Genomic DNA, 15668 nt, shown 5'->3' on the forward strand with positions numbered 1-15668 from the left:
CCGGGACCCACGCCGGCCACGGGTCAGTTCGCCGGCTCGGGAACGGGCAGCGGCCGTACCCGGCCCTCCAGCATCGCGCCGAGCCCCTGGACCGCGCACAGTCCCGGGTCCTCGGCGACGTTGACCGGCATGCCGGTGTTCTCGCGCAGCGTGGTGTCCAGGCCCGGCAGCTGGGCGGCGCCGCCGGTGAGCATGATGCCGCGGTCGGCGAGGTCGGCCACCAGGTCGGGCGGGCAGCGGTGCAGGACGGCGCGGATGGCGTCCAGCAGGGAGGTGAGCGGGGTGCGCACCGCCAGCCGCAGGCTCTCGGGGTCGACCTTGACCGTACGGGCCAGACCGGTGGCGACGTCGCGCCCGTGCACCTCGGTGATCTGCGGGATGTCGCCGTTGAGCACCTGGTGCAGTGGCCGGACCGCCAGCGAGGGCAGCAGCAGCTCGTGGTGGTTGCGCAGGTGCTGGACGAGCGCGCGGTCGAACGTCTCGCCGCCGATCGGCACCTTCTCGGCGGCGACGATGGAGCCGAGGGAGAGCACCGCGACCTGAGTGGTGGCCGCCCCGACCTGCACGATCATGGTGGCCTCGGGCTGCTCGACCGGGAGCCCGCAGCCGATGCCGGCGGTGACGAGGGAGTCGACGAGTTCGACACGGCGGGCGCCGAGCCCGATGAGGGTCTCCAGCGCGGCGCGGCGGGCGAGCGGGTCGGCGTCGTGCGGGATGCACACGGCGGCGCGCAGCAGCGGCTTGCGGCGAAAGGCGCGGCGCAGCTTGGGGCCGACCATGGCGCGCAGCATGCGCTGGGCCATGTCGATGTCGACGACGGTGCCGCCGTTGATGGGGCGCACGACGCGGATGTTGGCGGGGGTGCGTCCGGCCATCCGCTCGGCGGGGGAGCCGACCGCGAGCAGGGCGCCGGTCTTGGTGTTGACGGCGACGACTGACGGCTCGTCGACGATGAGTCCTGACTGCTTGAGGTAGACGCGGGTACGGGACGCGCCCAGGTCGGCGGCCACGGTGCAACGACGGAGATGGTCAAGACTGAGGGTCATACTGATCATCTTGTGTACCCGCCACCTGGGACGCCCGCTGGAGTGCTCCGCACGGGGCGTCCAACACTCCGTCAGAGCACGTGGAACCACCGGCATGGCCGTATGAAGTACATACGATGACACTGGTGGCGAGGGCTTGACCGGTCTACCGGCGCGCGACGGCTTCGGCCCGCACGCCCCGCGGACGTGGCCCGGACAGAGCGCCGGACCCGCACCACGACGGGTGCGGGTCCGGAGGTACGGGCACCGGGCGTCCGCGTCACGCTTCGGCGAGCACCACCCAGACCTGGCCGGTGGCGAACCGGAGGGGTTCACCGTCCGGGGTGGTGAAGGTGGTACCGCTGTCGGCGTCCGGCCGTGACCAGCGGCCCTCGTACTTCTTGCCGTCCCGCAGCACCGTGGCGGCGCCCTCACCCGTCGTCTGGGTGAACGGGGTGAACGCGCCGGAACTGTCGTGGAACTCCGACTGAGAGATCGTCACGTGCTGCACGACCACCGTGGCCGGGGCCAGGTCGGTGCTGTCCCCGTCCAGGCTCACCTTCCAGCGCTTGTCCTCCGCCGACCAGCTGAAGCCGAACTCGGCCGCCGGGAACGACACCTTCTCCTCGCCGGTGTCGGTGCCGCCGGAGGCGGGGGCCTCGCCGAAGCGGAAGCCGATGTCGGCGGCGTCGGAGGCATCGGGTGCGGCGGCGAGCAGTTCCTTGGGCTTGCCGAAGAGATTGTGCGGCGCGTCCCGGTCGTCGTGCCGCTCGTACGCCTCGGGGGCCATCCCCGGCGTCAGCTGGATCAGCCGGGCGTCGTCCAGTTCGGGCTGGAGCGCGCTCTGCACCCCGGAGTAGGCCAGCGCCGGGGTACCGAACTGCCGCAGCAGCTCCAGATCCGACTGCCGCGCCGAGCGGACGGGACCGACCTCGTCGGGAAGCGTCCCGGAGAACACCGCGAGGAAACGGCTCAGCCCCGCCTCGACCTGCTCGGCGTACACGATGTCGGCGTCCCCGAGGCCAACCTGCGGCCTGGCCTGCGGGGCGTTGTCCACCTTGACGGCCAGGACCGGCCCGGCCGGAACGTCCTCCCCGGTGAACGGTGAGGCCTCCTTGGCCCCACTGGTCTCACCCCCGTCGCTCTGACCCCCTCCACCATCCCCGCCGCCACCACCACACCCGGCCACCAGAACGCCCAGCACCATGGCCAGGACCAGCGCACGTACTCTCATGCGGGGAAGTTCATCACAAATGACCGTTATGAACGCAGAAGGTGACCCGCCGGGATCCGGCGGGTCACCTCGGTCGCGCTGCGCGGTACGGGTCGGTCAGGGAACGACGACCGCCTGGGACTCGGCCACGGTGATGGCGCTCTCCTGCCAGCCGCTCTCCAGGGAGTCGGGCAGACCGGCGATGTCGAGCGGGGAGCCGCCCTGCTCGAAGTGCACGTCGTAGACCAGCCGCCCCCGCGACGTGTAGTCGCCCGCCCGGTCGTAGGTGTACGAGCAGGCGTCGCTCTCGGACGTGACGAAGTCACAGGTCATCACGCCACTGCCGTCGCCGGGATCGACCTCGATGTGCGAGGGGGTCCCGATGGCGACGACGCCGAGGGCTGCGCCACTGGAGATCTCACCGTTGGACGGACCGTCCGCCCACCACCAGGTGTCGATGAAGATGATCGAGTTGCGGGGCGGGCTGTGGGCGAGCGAGAAGCCCGGGGTCTCCAGCGCGGCGAACGCCTGGAGCGCCAGTTCCTCGATCGACGGACCTTCGTCCTCGGGCCCCGTGTACCAGGTGTAGTCGTCGAAGGTCTTGGTGCCATCAGGAGCGGTGCAGCTCTTGTAGACGTAGACAGCCCCCTCGGACGGCGGCTCCTCCGGCCAGTCCTTCGGATCCGGGTACTGGGCGGTGGGGTTGTTCACCCAGCAGGCGTCCTGCCCCTGGCAGTACCACTCGTCGGCGCCGGGAGCGCTTTCCTTCACTCCGTCCAGATCGCAGGCGGGCTTCGTGCTGCCACCGCCCCCATTTCCCTCGCCGCCACCCGAGCCGTCATCACCCGGGCTGCTCTCGGAGCACCGGTAGACGAACTTGCCGTCCCCCGACTCGACCATGCCGCATTCTGGATCGGCGAACGCCGGGCGAGCGCCGACGAACATCAGGGCGCCCGCCATCAGCGCGACCGCAAGCATCAGTCTGATTCCTGCCGCGGTTCCCCCGCGCACGGCCATCAGCATGAGATGGTCGCCTCATCCGTCGCCAACGACGCGTTGATCAGCCAGTTTCCTGACGTGCGCTCGGCAGTGACCACGTTGGGATGGGGCACAGTGAGACTCTCGGGCAAGCTGTCCTCCAACTCCTCACCGTCCTGGATGAGACGCCAGTCGGCCTCGTTCTTGCAGGCTTCGATGCGCGCGGTGTCACCGTCCACCGTGACCGTGATGTTCTCGATCACCGGTGCCCCCTCACGACTGCCGCCCACGTCCTTCCATGTGCCGATCCGGCTCAGCTCCTGCTCCATCACGCTGTTGGTCGTGAGGCCGTCGAAGAGAGCCGCGTCCAGTTCCTCGCCGTTCTCCGAAGCGATCACCGCGTCCCAGTACGCCTCGTACAGCGCCACCAGAGCCGCCTCGTCCTCCGCTTCCCCGCCCTCCGCGTCCGGGGAAGCGGACGACTCGTCGCCCGTGTTGATGGGTTCGTCGTTGTCGCCGCCGTCGGATGAGCAGCCGGCGACCGTGGCCAGGGTGAGGGCCAGGCCGGCTGCCAGACCCGCGCGCCTGATTTGCTTTTCACGCATCCTGCTCGTCACGCGCGCCACCCTAGCGATGGCCGGAACCCGGCGGGAGATCTGGGCGAATCCAGGTGCGAAGTCGTGACAGAAGACCCGCCCCGCAGACAACCCGCCCTCCCCTCTCAGCCGGAATACCCAGCATGTGGCAGGTGCGTTCGCCGGCCCCACCGTCGGCCGGAACAGGCGCCGGCACCTGCGGCATGTACCACCACAGCGTCGGCCGGGGGCCGTCACGCGGTGAGGGTCGCGAACGCACCCCACAGCACCGGGGAATGCTCGACCGTGCGCCGTTCCCGCCACGCCGCGAGCCGTTCGCGCTGCCAGTCGGCCAGCGCCCGTACCGGGTCGTCGCTCTCGTGCGCGGCGTCGATCGCGCGGATCGCCTCCCGCAGGGGGTACTCCGTACGGTCGGCGCCGGCGAGTGCGAAGGCGTGGTCGGTGGGCAGCGACCAGCGGGTGGAGGTCACCAGTTCGGCGCCGCCGCTGATCATCGCCGCCGCCAGGCCGAGCGCGTCGCCGAACCGCAGGTCGCCGCCGCTCTCGCAGGCGATCAGCGCCACTCTGGCGGGCACCGGCCAGCGGTCGGCGTCCAGCATCAGGTCCTTGGCGGACAGCGGGCGGTGGCCGCGCAGCGCCGGGGCGTGGCCGGGGTGCGCGTCCGTGCAGGCGAGGTGGAGCCGGGCGTCCTCGCTCTGCCCGGAGCCGGGGTCGGCGGCCGTCACATGGCCGACGTACAGCAGCCGGCCGGCGCCCGCGGTGAGCGCGGCGGACAGCCAGGCGCGGTCGGTGTCGGTGCGGCGGAACAGCCCGCCCGGCGGGGCGGGCACCAGCCGGCCGGCGGACGCGTAACCGGCCAGCTGCCGGGCGAGCGGCGCGTCGGAGGGCACCGGCCCGAGGACGGAGCCGAGCCGGGAGCCGGTGCCGTAACCCGGCACCCGGGGGTCCAGTACGGCGACCACCGGCAGCGTGCGGGTCGCCGCCCACGAGCGGGGGGTGCGCCCCGGGGCGTGCACGACGCTGGCCGGCGCCAGCACGCTGACGTCCGCCACCTCCAGCAGCCGGATCTCGGGAGCGGAGTCGAGGGCGAGGAGTTCCCAGGGCACCTGGGCGATGCGCGGGGAGGGCTGCACGCGCAGCAGCGGGCGGATGCCCTGCTGGTACAGCTGGTGGAGCTGGTAGGCGAGGCCGTACGGGACGAGGGTGCGGGCGAGTTGCTCGGCGAGCGCGCGTTCCGTGTCGTACACCGTGAACCCGCCGGCCGGGTCCCCCGGGCGGGCGGCGGCGAGCGCGGCCATGGCGGCGGTGACCTGGGCCTGCGGGATGACGGTGACGCCCACCTCGGACAGGGCGTGGGTCCAGCGCCAGGAGACGTACAGGTCCCCGGCGTCCGCGAAGCGGACCTGCACGGTGTAGCGGGTCACCAGCTCGGCACCGTTCGCGTGTCGCGCACGGGAAGGCCGTACCGCTGTTCGGCGAGCGCGATCCGGTCGGCGAGCGCCACCGCGCCGTCCCCGTCCCCGTCGCCGTCCGGGGTGAGCAGCAGCCGGGGCGGCGGCGCCACGGCGAAGGCGTGGGCGGGCGGGGGTGGTTCGTCCAGGTAGGAGCCGAGCGGGCCGGGGCCGTCCGGGCGCGGGACGGCGTCCTCGCGCAGGATCGGCGTGGTCGCGCACTGCACCTCGATCAGGTGCGCGACGAGCAGCGCCTCGCCGGCGCGTGCGGCCAGCCGGAAGACGAGCTGGAGCGCGGGTTCGGCGACGTTGCGCCGCCAGCGGTCGCGCTGCCGCCCGGCGGCCAGCCCGTACCGTACGGCGTCGATGGCCAGCGCCGCCGGGACGGCCAGGTCCAGGGCGCGGGCCAGTTGCCCCGGGTCGCCGCCCCGTTCGAGGAGAGCGGCGTGGGCGAGGTGGGTCTGCGCGCGGCGCAGTCCGAGGCCGAGCGCGGCGAAGGTGTCGGCGGCGTGGGTGAGCAGTTCCTCGGCCTCGGCCGGCCGCCCGGCGAGGTGGGCGACCTCGGCGCGGCGTACCGCCAGCGCCGCCTCGGTGGGGGTGGCGCCGGCCCGACGCAGGAGGGTCTGGGCGCGGCCGTACAGCGCCTGGGCCTCGTCGAGTTCGCCGCGGGAGGCGGCGAGCAGACCGAGCTGTTCCCAGCCGACGGCGGTCTCCACCGTCAGCCCGGCCGGCTCGGTGTGGGCGAGTGCGGCGTGCAGCAGGGGTTCGGCCTGCTCCGCGCGGCCGGTCGCGGTGTACAGCTGGGCGAGCATGAGGCGTACGGAGGCGGCGCCCGCCGGTTCGCGGCCGGCCTCGCAGGCGGCGAGGGCCGCTTCGGCGAAGTCCTCGGCGGGTTCGTACCGTCCGGTGGCGAGCGCGAGGGCGGCGACGTTCATCAGGGGGCGCCCGACCAGATCCGGCCTGATCCGGGTCACCACCTCCAGCGCCTCGGCCGTGAGCCGTTCGGCCCGTGGCCAGTCCTCGCGCTGGATGGCGACGGTGCTGAGGGCGACGAGGCAGGCCATCAGCAGTTCGGCGGCGTCGGACGGGGGGCCGTCGGGGGCGGGTTCAGGGTCGGCGGGGCCGGTGCCCGGGACGCCGTACGTGGCGGCGGGGTCGGGCCACTCCGGGGAACCAGCGGCGGCGGCAAGGGAGTCGCCCGCCGCGATGCCCCGGTCGCCGGGCCCGGGGAGCGGCTCCGTCGCCGCTGTGTGCACCGCGGCGGGCCCGGCGCCGGGGAGCGGGTGGGGAAGCGCCGCCGTCGCCAGGGCGTGGCATTCGGTCAGCGCTGCCTCCGCCTCCTCGTACGCCCCGGTTTCCAGCAGGGACTGGGAGAAGTTGATCAGGATCGCCGGACGCAGCGCCGGGTCGGCGTCGGGGGCGTCCAGGATCTGCCGGAGGGCGGCGATCGCCGCCGGGTGATCGCCCAGGTGGGCGGACGTGGTGGCGAGGTTGACGAGGACCTGGAGGTACTGGCCGGCCAGTTCGGGGTGGGGCTCGGCCGCGCGGGCGGCCCGCTCGAACAGGTCGTGCGCGGCCCGCGGCGCGCCCCGCCGGAACTCCTCGATGCCCGCGTCGGCCAGTTCGGCGACCGTGACGGAGACCGCGAACGGATCGGTCATCAATACTCCTGCTCGGCGGCACGTTCGGCGCGCAGCGGGGCGAGGTCCGAGGGGGCCCCGGCGAGGCGGGCGCGGGCCAGCGCGCGGACCCGCTCCCGCAGGGCGCGCTGCGCGGCGTCGTCGGGGGTCGGCGGATCGGGGAAGGCGGGCAGGTGGACGGCGAAGGTCAGCGGTCCCGCGCCGGGGAGTCCGGTGGTGCCCGTCCAGCTGTCGTCGGTCAGGCGCAGCGGCACCTCGGCGGTGCTCCCGTCGGCCGCCGTGACGGTGGCGCGGGGCAGCAGGTGGGCGGGCACCGGCACCCGGTCGGTCAGTCCCGCTCCGGCCACGACGCTCACCGCGACCTCCGTGCGCCGTGTCGCGGAGCGTACGATCTCCCAGCTCAGCGCCTGTTCCGAGGCGTCCAGCAGGCCGGGTGGGACCCGGCGCCAGTCGGTGCCGGCCGTGCCGCGCGCCAGGACGCGGGCGCTCCCGGATGCGCCGGGCCCGGCCGCCAGGGCGTAGTCCGTACGGGGCGGGGTGCCCACCGGCGAGGTGGCCGCCGCGCCGTCCCTGTACTCCTCGGACGCCCCGTGCTCTCCGTACTCCTCGCCGCCGGACAGCAGTTCGCACTCCTGCTCCAGTTCGGTGATCTCCGCCGCCAGCAGCCGGTCGTCCAGTGGCGGGATGCCGTCGATGACGGAGGCCGGCCACCAGCGGGCCGCCCAGTGCGCGTACGCCAGCCGCCGTGCCGCGCGGGCGAGCCCGGGCAGCGCGGGCTCCGCCGGGCCGAGCGGCTCCCCGGCCGCCGCGCGCAGTGCCGCCGCCTCGCCGTACAGGGCCCACAACCAGCCCTGCGCGGCCGGCAGGTCGTCGAGCACCGCGACCGGGTCGGCCGCGATATCCCCCACCGTCCAGGTGAGATGCCCGCCCGCCACCTCCAGGACCGCGCTGTCCGCACCGGCCATCAGGCCTTCACCGTTTCCGTGTCCGTTTCCGTGTCCGTGCCCATCTCGGTCACCGCGTCCGGCCGCGTCATCCGTACGGTCAGGGCCCGGCGTACCCGCGTGCGGTGGTCGAGGATCACCGAGCGGGCCACCCCGTCCAGCAGATCCCACAGCTCGTCCGACGCCTCGACGGGCGCCTGCCGTACGTCCCGGCCGTGCAGCCGGGCCCACAGCCGGCGCAGGTAGCCCTGCCAGGGGTGGCGCAGTTCCCGTGCGATCCGGTGCAGCGGATCGTCCGGTCCGGCGGCGGGCGCGTCCGGCCGGATCAGCATGCGGCGGGCCCGCAGGACGTACGCCTCGCGCCGCCAGCGGGCGTTGAGCGCCCGCTCGGCCGTGGTGTCACCGGGGGCGGCGCCCAGCGGGCGCAGTCCGAGGGCGAGGCGTTCGCCGACCGCGGCCGTCACCCGCAGCGTCTCGTCCGTCAGCCCCCACGGCGCGCAGCCGCGGGTGATCTCCTCGGTCACCAGGGTGGGCAGCGGCGGCAGCGCGGACCGGTCGGCGCTGGCCCGCAGGGTGGTGAAGACCCGTTCGTGGACGGTGCGGTCCAGGGGGGCGCCGAAGCTCATGGTGCTCGCCGTGAGCCGGGGCCGGCCGGGTGCCGTCCGCTCGGTGAGGCCCAGCCGGCGGGCCGGGGGGAGGCGGCCGGGGTCGGTCAGCGAGGTGCCGGTGGCCGACCCGGCCCGGCGGGCGGTCAGTTCGGCCAGGGGTGCCACGACGTCTCCGCCCGCGCCGTCGAGCACGGCCGTGATCAGCGCGGCGGTCCCGGCCGGGTCCGGGTCGGCCGTCCGCTCACGGCGCGTCCAGGTGGTGTCGATCAGTTCCGTCAGCCGGGCCGCCCGCGCGGGGTCGGCCAGGTGGTCCCGCAGGTCGCGTGTGGTGCGGCCGTCCGCCGTCCCGTGGAGTGCGCGCAGGACGTGCTCCGCCGTGGCCCGGTCGCGCGGTTCCCCCGTGGTGGCCAGTTCGAAGCAGCGCTGGAAGTAGCGGTCCTGCGGATGTCCGTCCGTGATCCGCAGCTCGCGCCGTACCCGCTTGAGCAGTTCGTACCAGCGCGCCGTCTCGCCCAGGACGTCCCCGGCGGCGTAGAGGAGGGAGGCCAGCAGGACGGCGCCGTCCGCGCCGACCACGCTCCCGGCGCACTGCGGGTGCTGGAGCGGGCGGATGACCAGCGGATCCAGGATCAGCTTGACGGTGCGGCTGAGCGGGCCGCCGTGCGCGCCGCTGAGCGGGGCGACGCCCTCCAACCGCTGCCACGCCTCGTGGATCACGGCCGCGCGCGGCCGTGCCCCCGCCTGTATGTCCGGTAGGTGCGCCACGTCCGCCAGCCTAAGCGGCGGCCCGCAAACCTGGGATCGGTAGCGCGGATTCCCTTTCTACCGTCACGGCATCACGTCGATGAAGGAGTGCGCGTCATGGTCAGCAAAGTCTCCGTACTGGTCCGGGTCCTGCTCGCCCTGGCGGCGCTGGGTGCGATCGGCTACTACCTGTGGTACGGGCTCACCGGTCAGGGCGACACGGACCTGTACCCGAGTGCGTGGGTCGGGCCGCACCTGGCGCTGCCGATCGTGGGCGGCATCGTGCTGTCGAGTCTGAGCGCCGCCGCGTTCGCCCGCCGGCTGCTCAGCACGCTCGGCGCGGGCGGCAACAGCGCGAAGATGCGCAAGGAGGGGCTGTTGGGGGTCGGCACGGTGCTGTCGGCGCGGCCGACCGGGGTGGAGATCAACGGCCGTCCGGTGCTGCGGGTCGCGCTGAGCGTGCTGGGGGCGCGGGACGAGACGTTCGAGGCGTACGCGAAGGTCACGCTCGGGCCGATGGACGGCACTCAGCTGGTGCGGCCGGGTGCGATGCTGCCGGTGCGTTATCTGCCCGGTCACCGTCCGGGGGAAGTGGTGCGGGTGGAGATCGACTTCTCCGGGGACACCGCCGAGGCGCAGGCCGCGATCAACCGCGCGATGGTCAAGCGCGGGGTGACGACCGAGCGCCGGCTGGACATCGCGGCGCGCGGGGTGGCGGCGCAGGCGGTGGTGCGGGCGCTGGAGGTGACGGGCGCGGTGCGGGACGGGATGGCGGAGCTGGCGCTGGAGCTGGTGGTGACCAGCCCCGGCGACGGCTCCACCTTCCCGGCCACGGTGCGGCGTTTCCTGCCGGCGGACGCGGTGCCGAAGGTGCAGGTGGGGCGGATGGTGAAGGTGCACTATCTGCCGGGTGCGGAGGACGAGGTGGTGCTGGCGTTCAGTCTGCACACCGACTGAGGCGCCGGCCGCCCCGTTACCAGCTGGACTTGCGCACGCCGGGCAGATACCCGGCGTGCGCCTGCTGCCGCAGCGAGATGCGGGAGAGTCCGAAGGCCCGCAGGTGGCCGCGGGGGCGGCCGTCGGTGCTGTCGCGGTTGCGGATCCGGGTGGCGCTGGCGTCGCGCGGCTGGGCGCGCAGTTCGCGCTGGGCGGCGGCGCGTTCGGCGTCGCCGGTGTGCGGGGAGCGGATCAGCTCCTTGAGTTCGGCGCGGCGGGCGGCGTAGCGGGCGACGACGGCCTTGCGCCGTTCGTTCTGCGCGATCTTGCTCTTCTTGGCCATCAGACCTTTCCTCCCCGGGCGCGGATGCGGGCGACGGCGGCCTCGATGCCGAGGGTGTCAACAGCCTTGATGCCCTTGGTGCTGAGGGTGAGCCGGACGTAGCGGCCCTCGCTGGGGAGCCAGTAGCGCTTGCGCTGGATGTTGGGGTCGAAGCGGCGCGGAGTGCGCACGTGGGAGTGCGAGATGGTCTTGCCGAAGCGGGGCGCGCGGCCCGTCAGCTGGCAGTGCGCGGACAAGGCAGAACTCCTTAATGAAAATGGTTACCGTTTCTGTATAGTAGCTGGCATGCCCAGGAACGACATCCGCCCGGTCATCAAGCTGAAGTCCACGGCCGGCACCGGCTACACGTACGTCACCCGCAAGAACCGCCGCAACGACCCCGACCGCCTCGTCCTGCGCAAGTACGACCCGGTCGCGCGCCGCCACGTCGAGTTCCGCGAAGAGCGCTGAGGAGCAGGAGCACCCACGACCATGAAGCCAGGCATCCACCCCCCGTACCGGCCCGTCGTCTTCCGTGACCGCGCCGCCGGCTTCGCCTTCCTCACCCGCTCGACCGCCACCAGCGACAAGACGGTGGAGTGGGAGGACGGCGCCACCTACCCCGTCATCGATGTGGAGATCTCCTCCGCCAGCCACCCCTTCTACACGGGCAACGCACGCGTCGTGGACACGGCGGGACGGGTCGAACGGTTCGAGCGCCGCTACGGGCGGCAGCGATGACCGGCGCCGGCCGCAGCCCGGAGCCGGCGGCGGGCCTGCCCGTCGTCATCGTCGCCGGGCTGCACGCCGACGCCCGCCGCGCCGCCGTCGACGCGCTGCTGCGCACCGTGCCCGGCTCCGTCGCGCTGCACCACGACCTGACCGACGGCGCCGCCCGGGGCACCGTCACCCGGACCATCCGCAACGGCCCGCTCGGCGTCATCGGCAGCGGCGAGGCACCGCTGGTCAACGACTGCGCCTGCTGCGCGCTGCGCGAGGACCTGGTCCCCGAGCTGGCCCGGCTGGCGGCCGGCGGCGACTGCGCGCTGGCGGTCGTCGAGCTGTGGGACTCGGTCGAGCCCAAGTCCATGGCCGAGGTGATCACCGAGCACGCCGACCCGGACGCGCTGCGCGTGGTTGGGGTGGTCACCGCCGTGGACCCGGCGCTGGGACTGCCCTTCCTGGGGTGCGGCGACGACCTGGCCGAACACGGGCTGGCCGCCGCCGCGACCGACCAGCGCACGGTGGGCGACACCTGGGCGCGACAACTGGAGTACGCGACGCTGCTCGCCCTCGCGCCGGGCGCGGAGAGCGAGGAGGCGGACGACGCCGACCACGCGCTGCTCGCCCAACTGCATCCGACCGCGCGGCGGGTGGAGGTCACCGAGCCGGAGTTCGCGGCACTGGCGACGGCCGGGTTCGACCCCGCGGCGGCGGCCGACCGGCTGCACCCGGCGTCCGCGCTGCTGCCGCAGGCCGCCGACGCGTCGGGGATCACCACGCTGGTGTGGCGGCAGCGGCGGCCCTTCCACCCCGACCGGCTGTACGCGGCGCTGGAGGATCTGACCTGCGCCGCCGCCCGCAGCCGGGGCCGGTTCTGGCTGGCCGACCGGCCCGATGTGCTGCTGTCCTGGGACGCGGCGGGCGGGGCGCTGTGCGTGGAACCTGCCGGGCCGTGGCTGGCCTCGCTGCCAGACGCCGCCTGGGACCTGGTGCCGCCGGTGCGCCGCGCCGCCGCCGCGCTGGACTGGGACCCGGTGTGCGGGGACCGCGTCCAGCATCTGGTGTTCACCTCGCCCGGTCTCGACAGCGGCGGGCTGACGGACCTGCTGGACTCCTGCCTGCTGACGGACGCCGAGTACGCGGCCGGGCGCACCGCCTGGGCCGGCCTGCGGCCGTCCTCCTTCGACGAACTGCTCGACCCCACCACCTCGGGAGTGCCGGAACGATGAACCAGCGCCGTACGTCCAAAGACCGCAGGCAGTCGGCGAACCCCCGCCCCAACCCGCTGGACGCGGCGGGGATCACGTACATCGACTACAAGGACACCGAGCTGCTGCGGAGGTTCATCTCGGACCGGGGAAAGATCCGCAGCCGCCGGGTCACCCGGGTCACGGTGCGGCAGCAGCGGGCGCTGGCGCGCGCGATCAAGAACGCGAGGGAGATGGCGCTGCTGCCGTACGCGACCCGCTGAGCCGATCGGCGGGGATGGGCTCTGACCAGGGGTGATGAGGCGACGACTGCCCGTTGTGCACGTGCATCCTCACGTGCACCTGCACATGAACGACGTTATGCTGTCCGGGAGTTGAGACTTTGCACGTGTCGCACGACCCCCGGGAGAGCCTCAGTGCCCGACGTTTACAACGGCATGGCCGCGCAGCAACTGGAAGATGTGCAGTGGCTCAAGAGCAGCCACAGCAACTCCCAGGGCACCTGCGCCGAGTTCGCCCAGCTCCCCAGTGGTGAGGTGGCGATGCGCAACTCCCGCTTCCCCGACGGCCCGGCGCTGGTCTACACGCGTGCGGAGGTCGCCGCCCTCCTGCTGGGTGTGAAGGACGGCGAGTTCGACCACCTGGTGCACTGACGCGCGGCGCCCGGCCTAGCTGGAGGCGGCGGAAGCTGCGCGCAGCATGCGGAGCTGGCCGATCTCCGCGACGTTCTTCATCAGTTCGGCGTTCGCCCAGCTCAGCATGTGGGCGACCGTGTGGGCCGGGTCGTTCTGCCACGGGAAGGGAGCGGTGGCGTCCAGGTCCGTGCCGGTCAGCTCCTCCAGCAGGGCCAGCCATCCCGTCCGCAGCTCGCGGAGCCGGGCGATGGCGGCAGGACCGTCGCCCGCCCAGTGGACCTCGGTGCGGTCCCTGGGCGCACGGCCTCGCGCGTGGTCGAGGGTGACGCTCCACCACCAGTCGATGTGCCAGCTGACCCAGCCGATCGTGGGCACCGGGACGGGGTCGGGCTCGATGTCCGACCAGTCCGGGAGCCAGCGGCCCTCGGCGTCGGGCCGTACCGTCCAGCAGTGGGCGAGCCCGGCCGGCTCCCACAGGAAGTCCTCGGGCTCCAGGCGCTCCAGGTGGTACTCGAACAGCGACCAGGTCATCTCGAACTGCCAGCGCAGCAGCTCGGTGCGGGAAGCGTGCATCCGCCGACCCTCGCACAGCGGTTGCCCGCCGGACAGTGAATATCGTCCCGGCGGGGCGGGGCGGTAAGGGGTCGCGGGCCGGTCAGGGCCGGAACGCCGGCGCGCTGGGCGTCGGAGTGGGCGAGGGGCGCGGGCAGTCGTCACCGCCCGAACCGCCGCTGCTACTGCTGCCGCCCGTGGTCGCGATGCCGCCGGGCCGGGTGCGGCCACCACCGCGCCCGCCGCCCGAACCCCCCGATGAGCGTCCGGGGTGCGCGACGGTGCCGACCTCCCCGGTCTCGCACTCCTTGTCGCCGCCGCTCCCGCAACCGCCCACCGCCAGGGCGGTGAGCAGGGTGAGCAGCACCGCCCCCGATGTGGTCGCCCGTATGGATCCTTTTGCCTGGCGCCGCATGATCGTCCCCCCGACACGGCCGTCCGTAACGCGCCCATGGTACGGGGGTGTTCAGATGCGGAAGACCGCCCAGACCACTTTGCCGCCGGTCCCGGCCTGATGGCGCCAGCCCCAGCCGTCGCTGAAGCTCTCCACCAGCTGCAGCCCGCGCCCCGATTCCGCGCCCGGGTCCGCCTCGGTGCGGCGGGGCGCGGTGGCACTGGCGTCGCGCACCGCGCACACCAGCCGCCGGCTGCCGCGCACCAGTTCCAGTTCGATCGCGGGGTCCCCGTACCGCAGCGCGTTGGTGACCAGTTCCGACACCACCAGGGAGACGGAGTCGAACTGCTCGCTCAGCCGCCAGAAGCGCAGCGTGCTGCGGGTGAAGTCCCGTGCGCTGCGGACGGATTCCGGCCGGTCGGGGAGATCGAGGGTGGCCGTACCGGCCACGGTGCGGCTGTCGAAGGCGGGGAACGACGGCCCTAACACATCGAGCACCGGCGTTCTCTCGTTCCCCATGCGGCACTCCTGGCGATCACGGCGGCGGTGGTCCGGGCAGGCTCGTACAGACGCACCGGCTCCCAGCGCGTAGATCCTCATGCTTCCCAACGCCCCGGCCGAATGCAAGGGCAGATGCACGTGCATGTTCAAAAATCGATTGACTGTAATCAAGCCACCACCGAATGAAGCCTGGAGATGGCAGACTTCGCACAGTCCGAAGTGGAGGGCTGACCGAATGACCGCACCGACCACCACCCACCGGCAGCGACAGCCGCAGCAGCGGAGCACAGGGGGCAGTGCCAGCATGGCCATGGCCGAGCGAGATGACAGCGGCTCGATGGTCCGCCGGATCCTGCTGGGTTCACAGCTGCGCCGGCTGCGTGAATCGCGCGGGGTGACCCGCGAGGCGGCCGGCTACTCGATCCGCGCCTCCGAATCCAAGATCAGCCGGATGGAGTTGGGGCGGGTCAGCTTCAAACAGCGGGACGTGGCGGACCTGCTCACGCTGTACGGGGTGGTGGACGAGGCCGAGCGCGAATCGCTGCTCGGCCTCGCGCGTTCCTCCGGCCACGCAGGCTGGTGGCACAGCTACAACGACGTGCTGCCGGGCTGGTTCCAGACCTACGTGGGCCTGGAGGCGGCGGCCGCCCGGATCGCCACCTACGAGGTGCAGTTCGTGCACGGGCTGCTCCAGACCGAGGCGTACGCCGAGGCCGTGATCATCAGCGGCCACCGGGGCGGGCTGCCGCGCACGGAGATCGAGCGCCGGGTCGAACTGCGCATGCAGCGCCAGAAGCTGCTGTTCGGCGAGCGGGCCCCGCAGCTGCACTGCGTGCTGGACGAGGCCGCGCTGCACCGGGGGTACGGCGGCCGGCAGGTCATGGCGGACCAGATCAAACTGCTGCTGGAGTTCTCCGAGCTGCCGCACGTCACGCTCCAGGTCGTGCCCTTCGCGTACGGCGGGCATGTCGCGGAGAGCGGGGCGTTCACCGTCCTGCGCTTCGCCGAGCGGGAGCTGTCGGACGTGGCCTACGTCGAGCAGCTGACGGGCGCGCTCTATCTCGACAAGCGTGAGGACGTCGCCTCCTACCAGGCGGTCCTGGACCGGCTCTCCGACGCGGCGCAGCCACCGGCGGAGTCGCGGGAGCTGCTGAACCGCGTCGTGCGGCAGCTTCTCTGAGCAGGCCCGGCACCGCGC

Annotated in this window: 20 protein-coding genes; 7 read left to right on the forward strand and 13 right to left on the reverse strand. The window is 73.2% G+C overall.

Annotated elements, in window-relative coordinates; translation table 11 throughout:
- Window positions 1-23: 23 nt before the first annotated feature.
- The 8 genes from ACTFAP_RS12340 to ACTFAP_RS12375 all read right to left on the reverse strand — a co-directional run bounded on the left by ACTFAP_RS12340 (window position 24) and on the right by ACTFAP_RS12375 (window position 9220).
- On the reverse strand, window positions 24-1046 hold the full coding sequence (locus ACTFAP_RS12340; protein ID WP_390118531.1) for a rod shape-determining protein: 1023 nt from the start codon (window positions 1044-1046) through the stop codon (window positions 24-26).
- Between the two features lie 259 nt (window positions 1047-1305).
- Window positions 1306-2259 (reverse strand): DUF3048 domain-containing protein, encoded by a 954-nt coding sequence (locus ACTFAP_RS12345; protein ID WP_500469072.1) that lies wholly within the window; start codon window positions 2257-2259, stop codon window positions 1306-1308.
- Between the two features lie 96 nt (window positions 2260-2355).
- The gene (locus ACTFAP_RS12350) at window positions 2356-3216 is read right to left on the reverse strand and encodes a hypothetical protein (RefSeq protein ID WP_500469073.1); all 861 of its coding nucleotides are present in this window, start codon (window positions 3214-3216) and stop codon (window positions 2356-2358) included.
- A gap of 38 nt (window positions 3217-3254) precedes the next feature.
- Entirely contained in the window at window positions 3255-3833 is a 579-nt protein-coding gene (locus ACTFAP_RS12355; protein ID WP_500469074.1) for a hypothetical protein, read from the reverse strand.
- 212 nt (window positions 3834-4045) lie between these two features.
- Entirely contained in the window at window positions 4046-5236 is a 1191-nt protein-coding gene (locus ACTFAP_RS12360) for a CHAT domain-containing protein (RefSeq protein ID WP_500469075.1), read from the reverse strand.
- Window positions 5233-6924 carry a hypothetical protein gene (locus ACTFAP_RS12365; protein ID WP_500469076.1) on the reverse strand — a complete coding sequence of 564 codons (1692 nt, stop codon included), beginning with the start codon at window positions 6922-6924 and terminating at the stop codon, window positions 5233-5235. The genes ACTFAP_RS12360 and ACTFAP_RS12365 overlap by 4 nt, the downstream gene beginning before the upstream one ends.
- On the reverse strand, window positions 6924-7868 hold the full coding sequence (locus ACTFAP_RS12370) for a hypothetical protein (protein WP_500469077.1): 945 nt from the start codon (window positions 7866-7868) through the stop codon (window positions 6924-6926). Before ACTFAP_RS12370 ends, ACTFAP_RS12365 begins: the two co-directional genes overlap by 1 nt.
- Entirely contained in the window at window positions 7868-9220 is a 1353-nt protein-coding gene (locus tag ACTFAP_RS12375; protein ID WP_500469078.1) for a hypothetical protein, read from the reverse strand. Before ACTFAP_RS12375 ends, ACTFAP_RS12370 begins: the two co-directional genes overlap by 1 nt.
- A 96-nt stretch (window positions 9221-9316) precedes the next feature.
- Between ACTFAP_RS12375 and ACTFAP_RS12380 the strand changes: the two genes are divergently transcribed.
- Complete coding sequence (locus ACTFAP_RS12380; protein ID WP_500469079.1) at window positions 9317-10156, forward strand: hypothetical protein; 840 nt, start codon at window positions 9317-9319, stop codon at window positions 10154-10156.
- A 16-nt stretch (window positions 10157-10172) separates the two neighbouring features.
- Here ACTFAP_RS12380 and rpsN read toward each other — a convergent pair whose 3' ends face one another.
- Window positions 10173-10478, reverse strand: coding sequence for a 30S ribosomal protein S14 (gene rpsN, locus ACTFAP_RS12385; RefSeq protein WP_200366303.1), 306 nt, complete (start codon window positions 10476-10478; stop codon window positions 10173-10175).
- Window positions 10478-10714 (reverse strand): 50S ribosomal protein L28, encoded by a 237-nt coding sequence (gene rpmB / locus ACTFAP_RS12390; RefSeq protein ID WP_500469080.1) that lies wholly within the window; start codon window positions 10712-10714, stop codon window positions 10478-10480. The genes rpsN and rpmB overlap by 1 nt, the downstream gene beginning before the upstream one ends.
- Window positions 10715-10763: 49 nt before the next feature.
- On the opposite strand from rpmB, the gene rpmG reads away from it, so the two are divergent.
- The 5 genes from rpmG to ACTFAP_RS12415 all read left to right on the forward strand — a co-directional run bounded on the left by rpmG (window position 10764) and on the right by ACTFAP_RS12415 (window position 13041).
- Complete coding sequence (gene rpmG / locus ACTFAP_RS12395; RefSeq protein ID WP_030735116.1) at window positions 10764-10928, forward strand: 50S ribosomal protein L33; 165 nt, start codon at window positions 10764-10766, stop codon at window positions 10926-10928.
- A gap of 21 nt (window positions 10929-10949) precedes the next feature.
- Window positions 10950-11198, forward strand: a complete 249-nt coding sequence (locus ACTFAP_RS12400) for a type B 50S ribosomal protein L31 (RefSeq protein ID WP_030735119.1) — start codon at window positions 10950-10952, stop codon at window positions 11196-11198.
- A complete protein-coding gene (locus ACTFAP_RS12405; RefSeq protein WP_495684596.1) occupies window positions 11195-12409 on the forward strand; it encodes a GTP-binding protein in 1215 nt (404 codons plus the stop codon). The genes ACTFAP_RS12400 and ACTFAP_RS12405 overlap by 4 nt, the downstream gene beginning before the upstream one ends.
- On the forward strand, window positions 12406-12651 hold the full coding sequence (gene rpsR, locus ACTFAP_RS12410) for a 30S ribosomal protein S18 (protein WP_495684597.1): 246 nt from the start codon (window positions 12406-12408) through the stop codon (window positions 12649-12651). Before ACTFAP_RS12405 ends, rpsR begins: the two co-directional genes overlap by 4 nt.
- Before the next feature lie 174 nt (window positions 12652-12825).
- Window positions 12826-13041, forward strand: a complete 216-nt coding sequence (locus ACTFAP_RS12415; RefSeq protein WP_390118751.1) for a DUF397 domain-containing protein — start codon at window positions 12826-12828, stop codon at window positions 13039-13041.
- Window positions 13042-13056: 15 nt separating this feature from the next.
- Here ACTFAP_RS12415 and ACTFAP_RS12420 read toward each other — a convergent pair whose 3' ends face one another.
- The 3 genes from ACTFAP_RS12420 to ACTFAP_RS12430 form a co-directional block, all read right to left on the reverse strand.
- On the reverse strand, window positions 13057-13596 hold the full coding sequence (locus tag ACTFAP_RS12420) for a DinB family protein (RefSeq protein ID WP_500469081.1): 540 nt from the start codon (window positions 13594-13596) through the stop codon (window positions 13057-13059).
- A gap of 82 nt (window positions 13597-13678) precedes the next feature.
- On the reverse strand, window positions 13679-13990 hold the full coding sequence (locus ACTFAP_RS12425; RefSeq protein ID WP_451747899.1) for a hypothetical protein: 312 nt from the start codon (window positions 13988-13990) through the stop codon (window positions 13679-13681).
- 51 nt (window positions 13991-14041) lie between these two features.
- Window positions 14042-14488 (reverse strand): ATP-binding protein, encoded by a 447-nt coding sequence (locus ACTFAP_RS12430; RefSeq protein ID WP_495684600.1) that lies wholly within the window; start codon window positions 14486-14488, stop codon window positions 14042-14044.
- 292 nt (window positions 14489-14780) lie between these two features.
- Between ACTFAP_RS12430 and ACTFAP_RS12435 the strand changes: the two genes are divergently transcribed.
- Window positions 14781-15650 carry a Sco1979 family transcriptional regulator gene (locus ACTFAP_RS12435; protein WP_500469460.1) on the forward strand — a complete coding sequence of 290 codons (870 nt, stop codon included), beginning with the start codon at window positions 14781-14783 and terminating at the stop codon, window positions 15648-15650.
- Window positions 15651-15668: the final 18 nt, after the last annotated feature.

It is taken from the genome of Streptomyces sp. PH9007, from assembly GCF_059813725.1.

Excerpts from the sequence above, each read along its gene's own strand:
- ACTFAP_RS12340 (WP_390118531.1), bottom strand. The coding sequence starts at position 1,046 with ATGACCCTCAGTCTTGACCATCTCCGTCGTTGCACCGTGGCCGCCGAC.
- ACTFAP_RS12345 (WP_500469072.1), bottom strand. The coding sequence starts at position 2,259 with ATGAGAGTACGTGCGCTGGTCCTGGCCATGGTGCTGGGCGTTCTGGTG.
- ACTFAP_RS12405 (WP_495684596.1), top strand. The coding sequence starts at position 11,195 with ATGACCGGCGCCGGCCGCAGCCCGGAGCCGGCGGCGGGCCTGCCCGTC.
- ACTFAP_RS12400 (WP_030735119.1), top strand. The coding sequence starts at position 10,950 with ATGAAGCCAGGCATCCACCCCCCGTACCGGCCCGTCGTCTTCCGTGAC.
- ACTFAP_RS12350 (WP_500469073.1), bottom strand. The coding sequence starts at position 3,216 with ATGCTTGCGGTCGCGCTGATGGCGGGCGCCCTGATGTTCGTCGGCGCT.
- ACTFAP_RS12380 (WP_500469079.1), top strand. The coding sequence starts at position 9,317 with ATGGTCAGCAAAGTCTCCGTACTGGTCCGGGTCCTGCTCGCCCTGGCG.
- ACTFAP_RS12435 (WP_500469460.1), top strand. The coding sequence starts at position 14,781 with ATGGCCGAGCGAGATGACAGCGGCTCGATGGTCCGCCGGATCCTGCTG.
- ACTFAP_RS12420 (WP_500469081.1), bottom strand. The coding sequence starts at position 13,596 with ATGCACGCTTCCCGCACCGAGCTGCTGCGCTGGCAGTTCGAGATGACC.
- ACTFAP_RS12365 (WP_500469076.1), bottom strand. The coding sequence starts at position 6,924 with ATGACCGATCCGTTCGCGGTCTCCGTCACGGTCGCCGAACTGGCCGAC.
- ACTFAP_RS12425 (WP_451747899.1), bottom strand. The coding sequence starts at position 13,990 with ATGCGGCGCCAGGCAAAAGGATCCATACGGGCGACCACATCGGGGGCG.
- rpsR (WP_495684597.1), top strand. The coding sequence starts at position 12,406 with ATGAACCAGCGCCGTACGTCCAAAGACCGCAGGCAGTCGGCGAACCCC.
- ACTFAP_RS12415 (WP_390118751.1), top strand. The coding sequence starts at position 12,826 with ATGGCCGCGCAGCAACTGGAAGATGTGCAGTGGCTCAAGAGCAGCCAC.
- rpsN (WP_200366303.1), bottom strand. The coding sequence starts at position 10,478 with ATGGCCAAGAAGAGCAAGATCGCGCAGAACGAACGGCGCAAGGCCGTC.
- ACTFAP_RS12370 (WP_500469077.1), bottom strand. The coding sequence starts at position 7,868 with ATGGCCGGTGCGGACAGCGCGGTCCTGGAGGTGGCGGGCGGGCATCTC.
- rpmG (WP_030735116.1), top strand. The coding sequence starts at position 10,764 with ATGCCCAGGAACGACATCCGCCCGGTCATCAAGCTGAAGTCCACGGCC.
- ACTFAP_RS12430 (WP_495684600.1), bottom strand. The coding sequence starts at position 14,488 with ATGGGGAACGAGAGAACGCCGGTGCTCGATGTGTTAGGGCCGTCGTTC.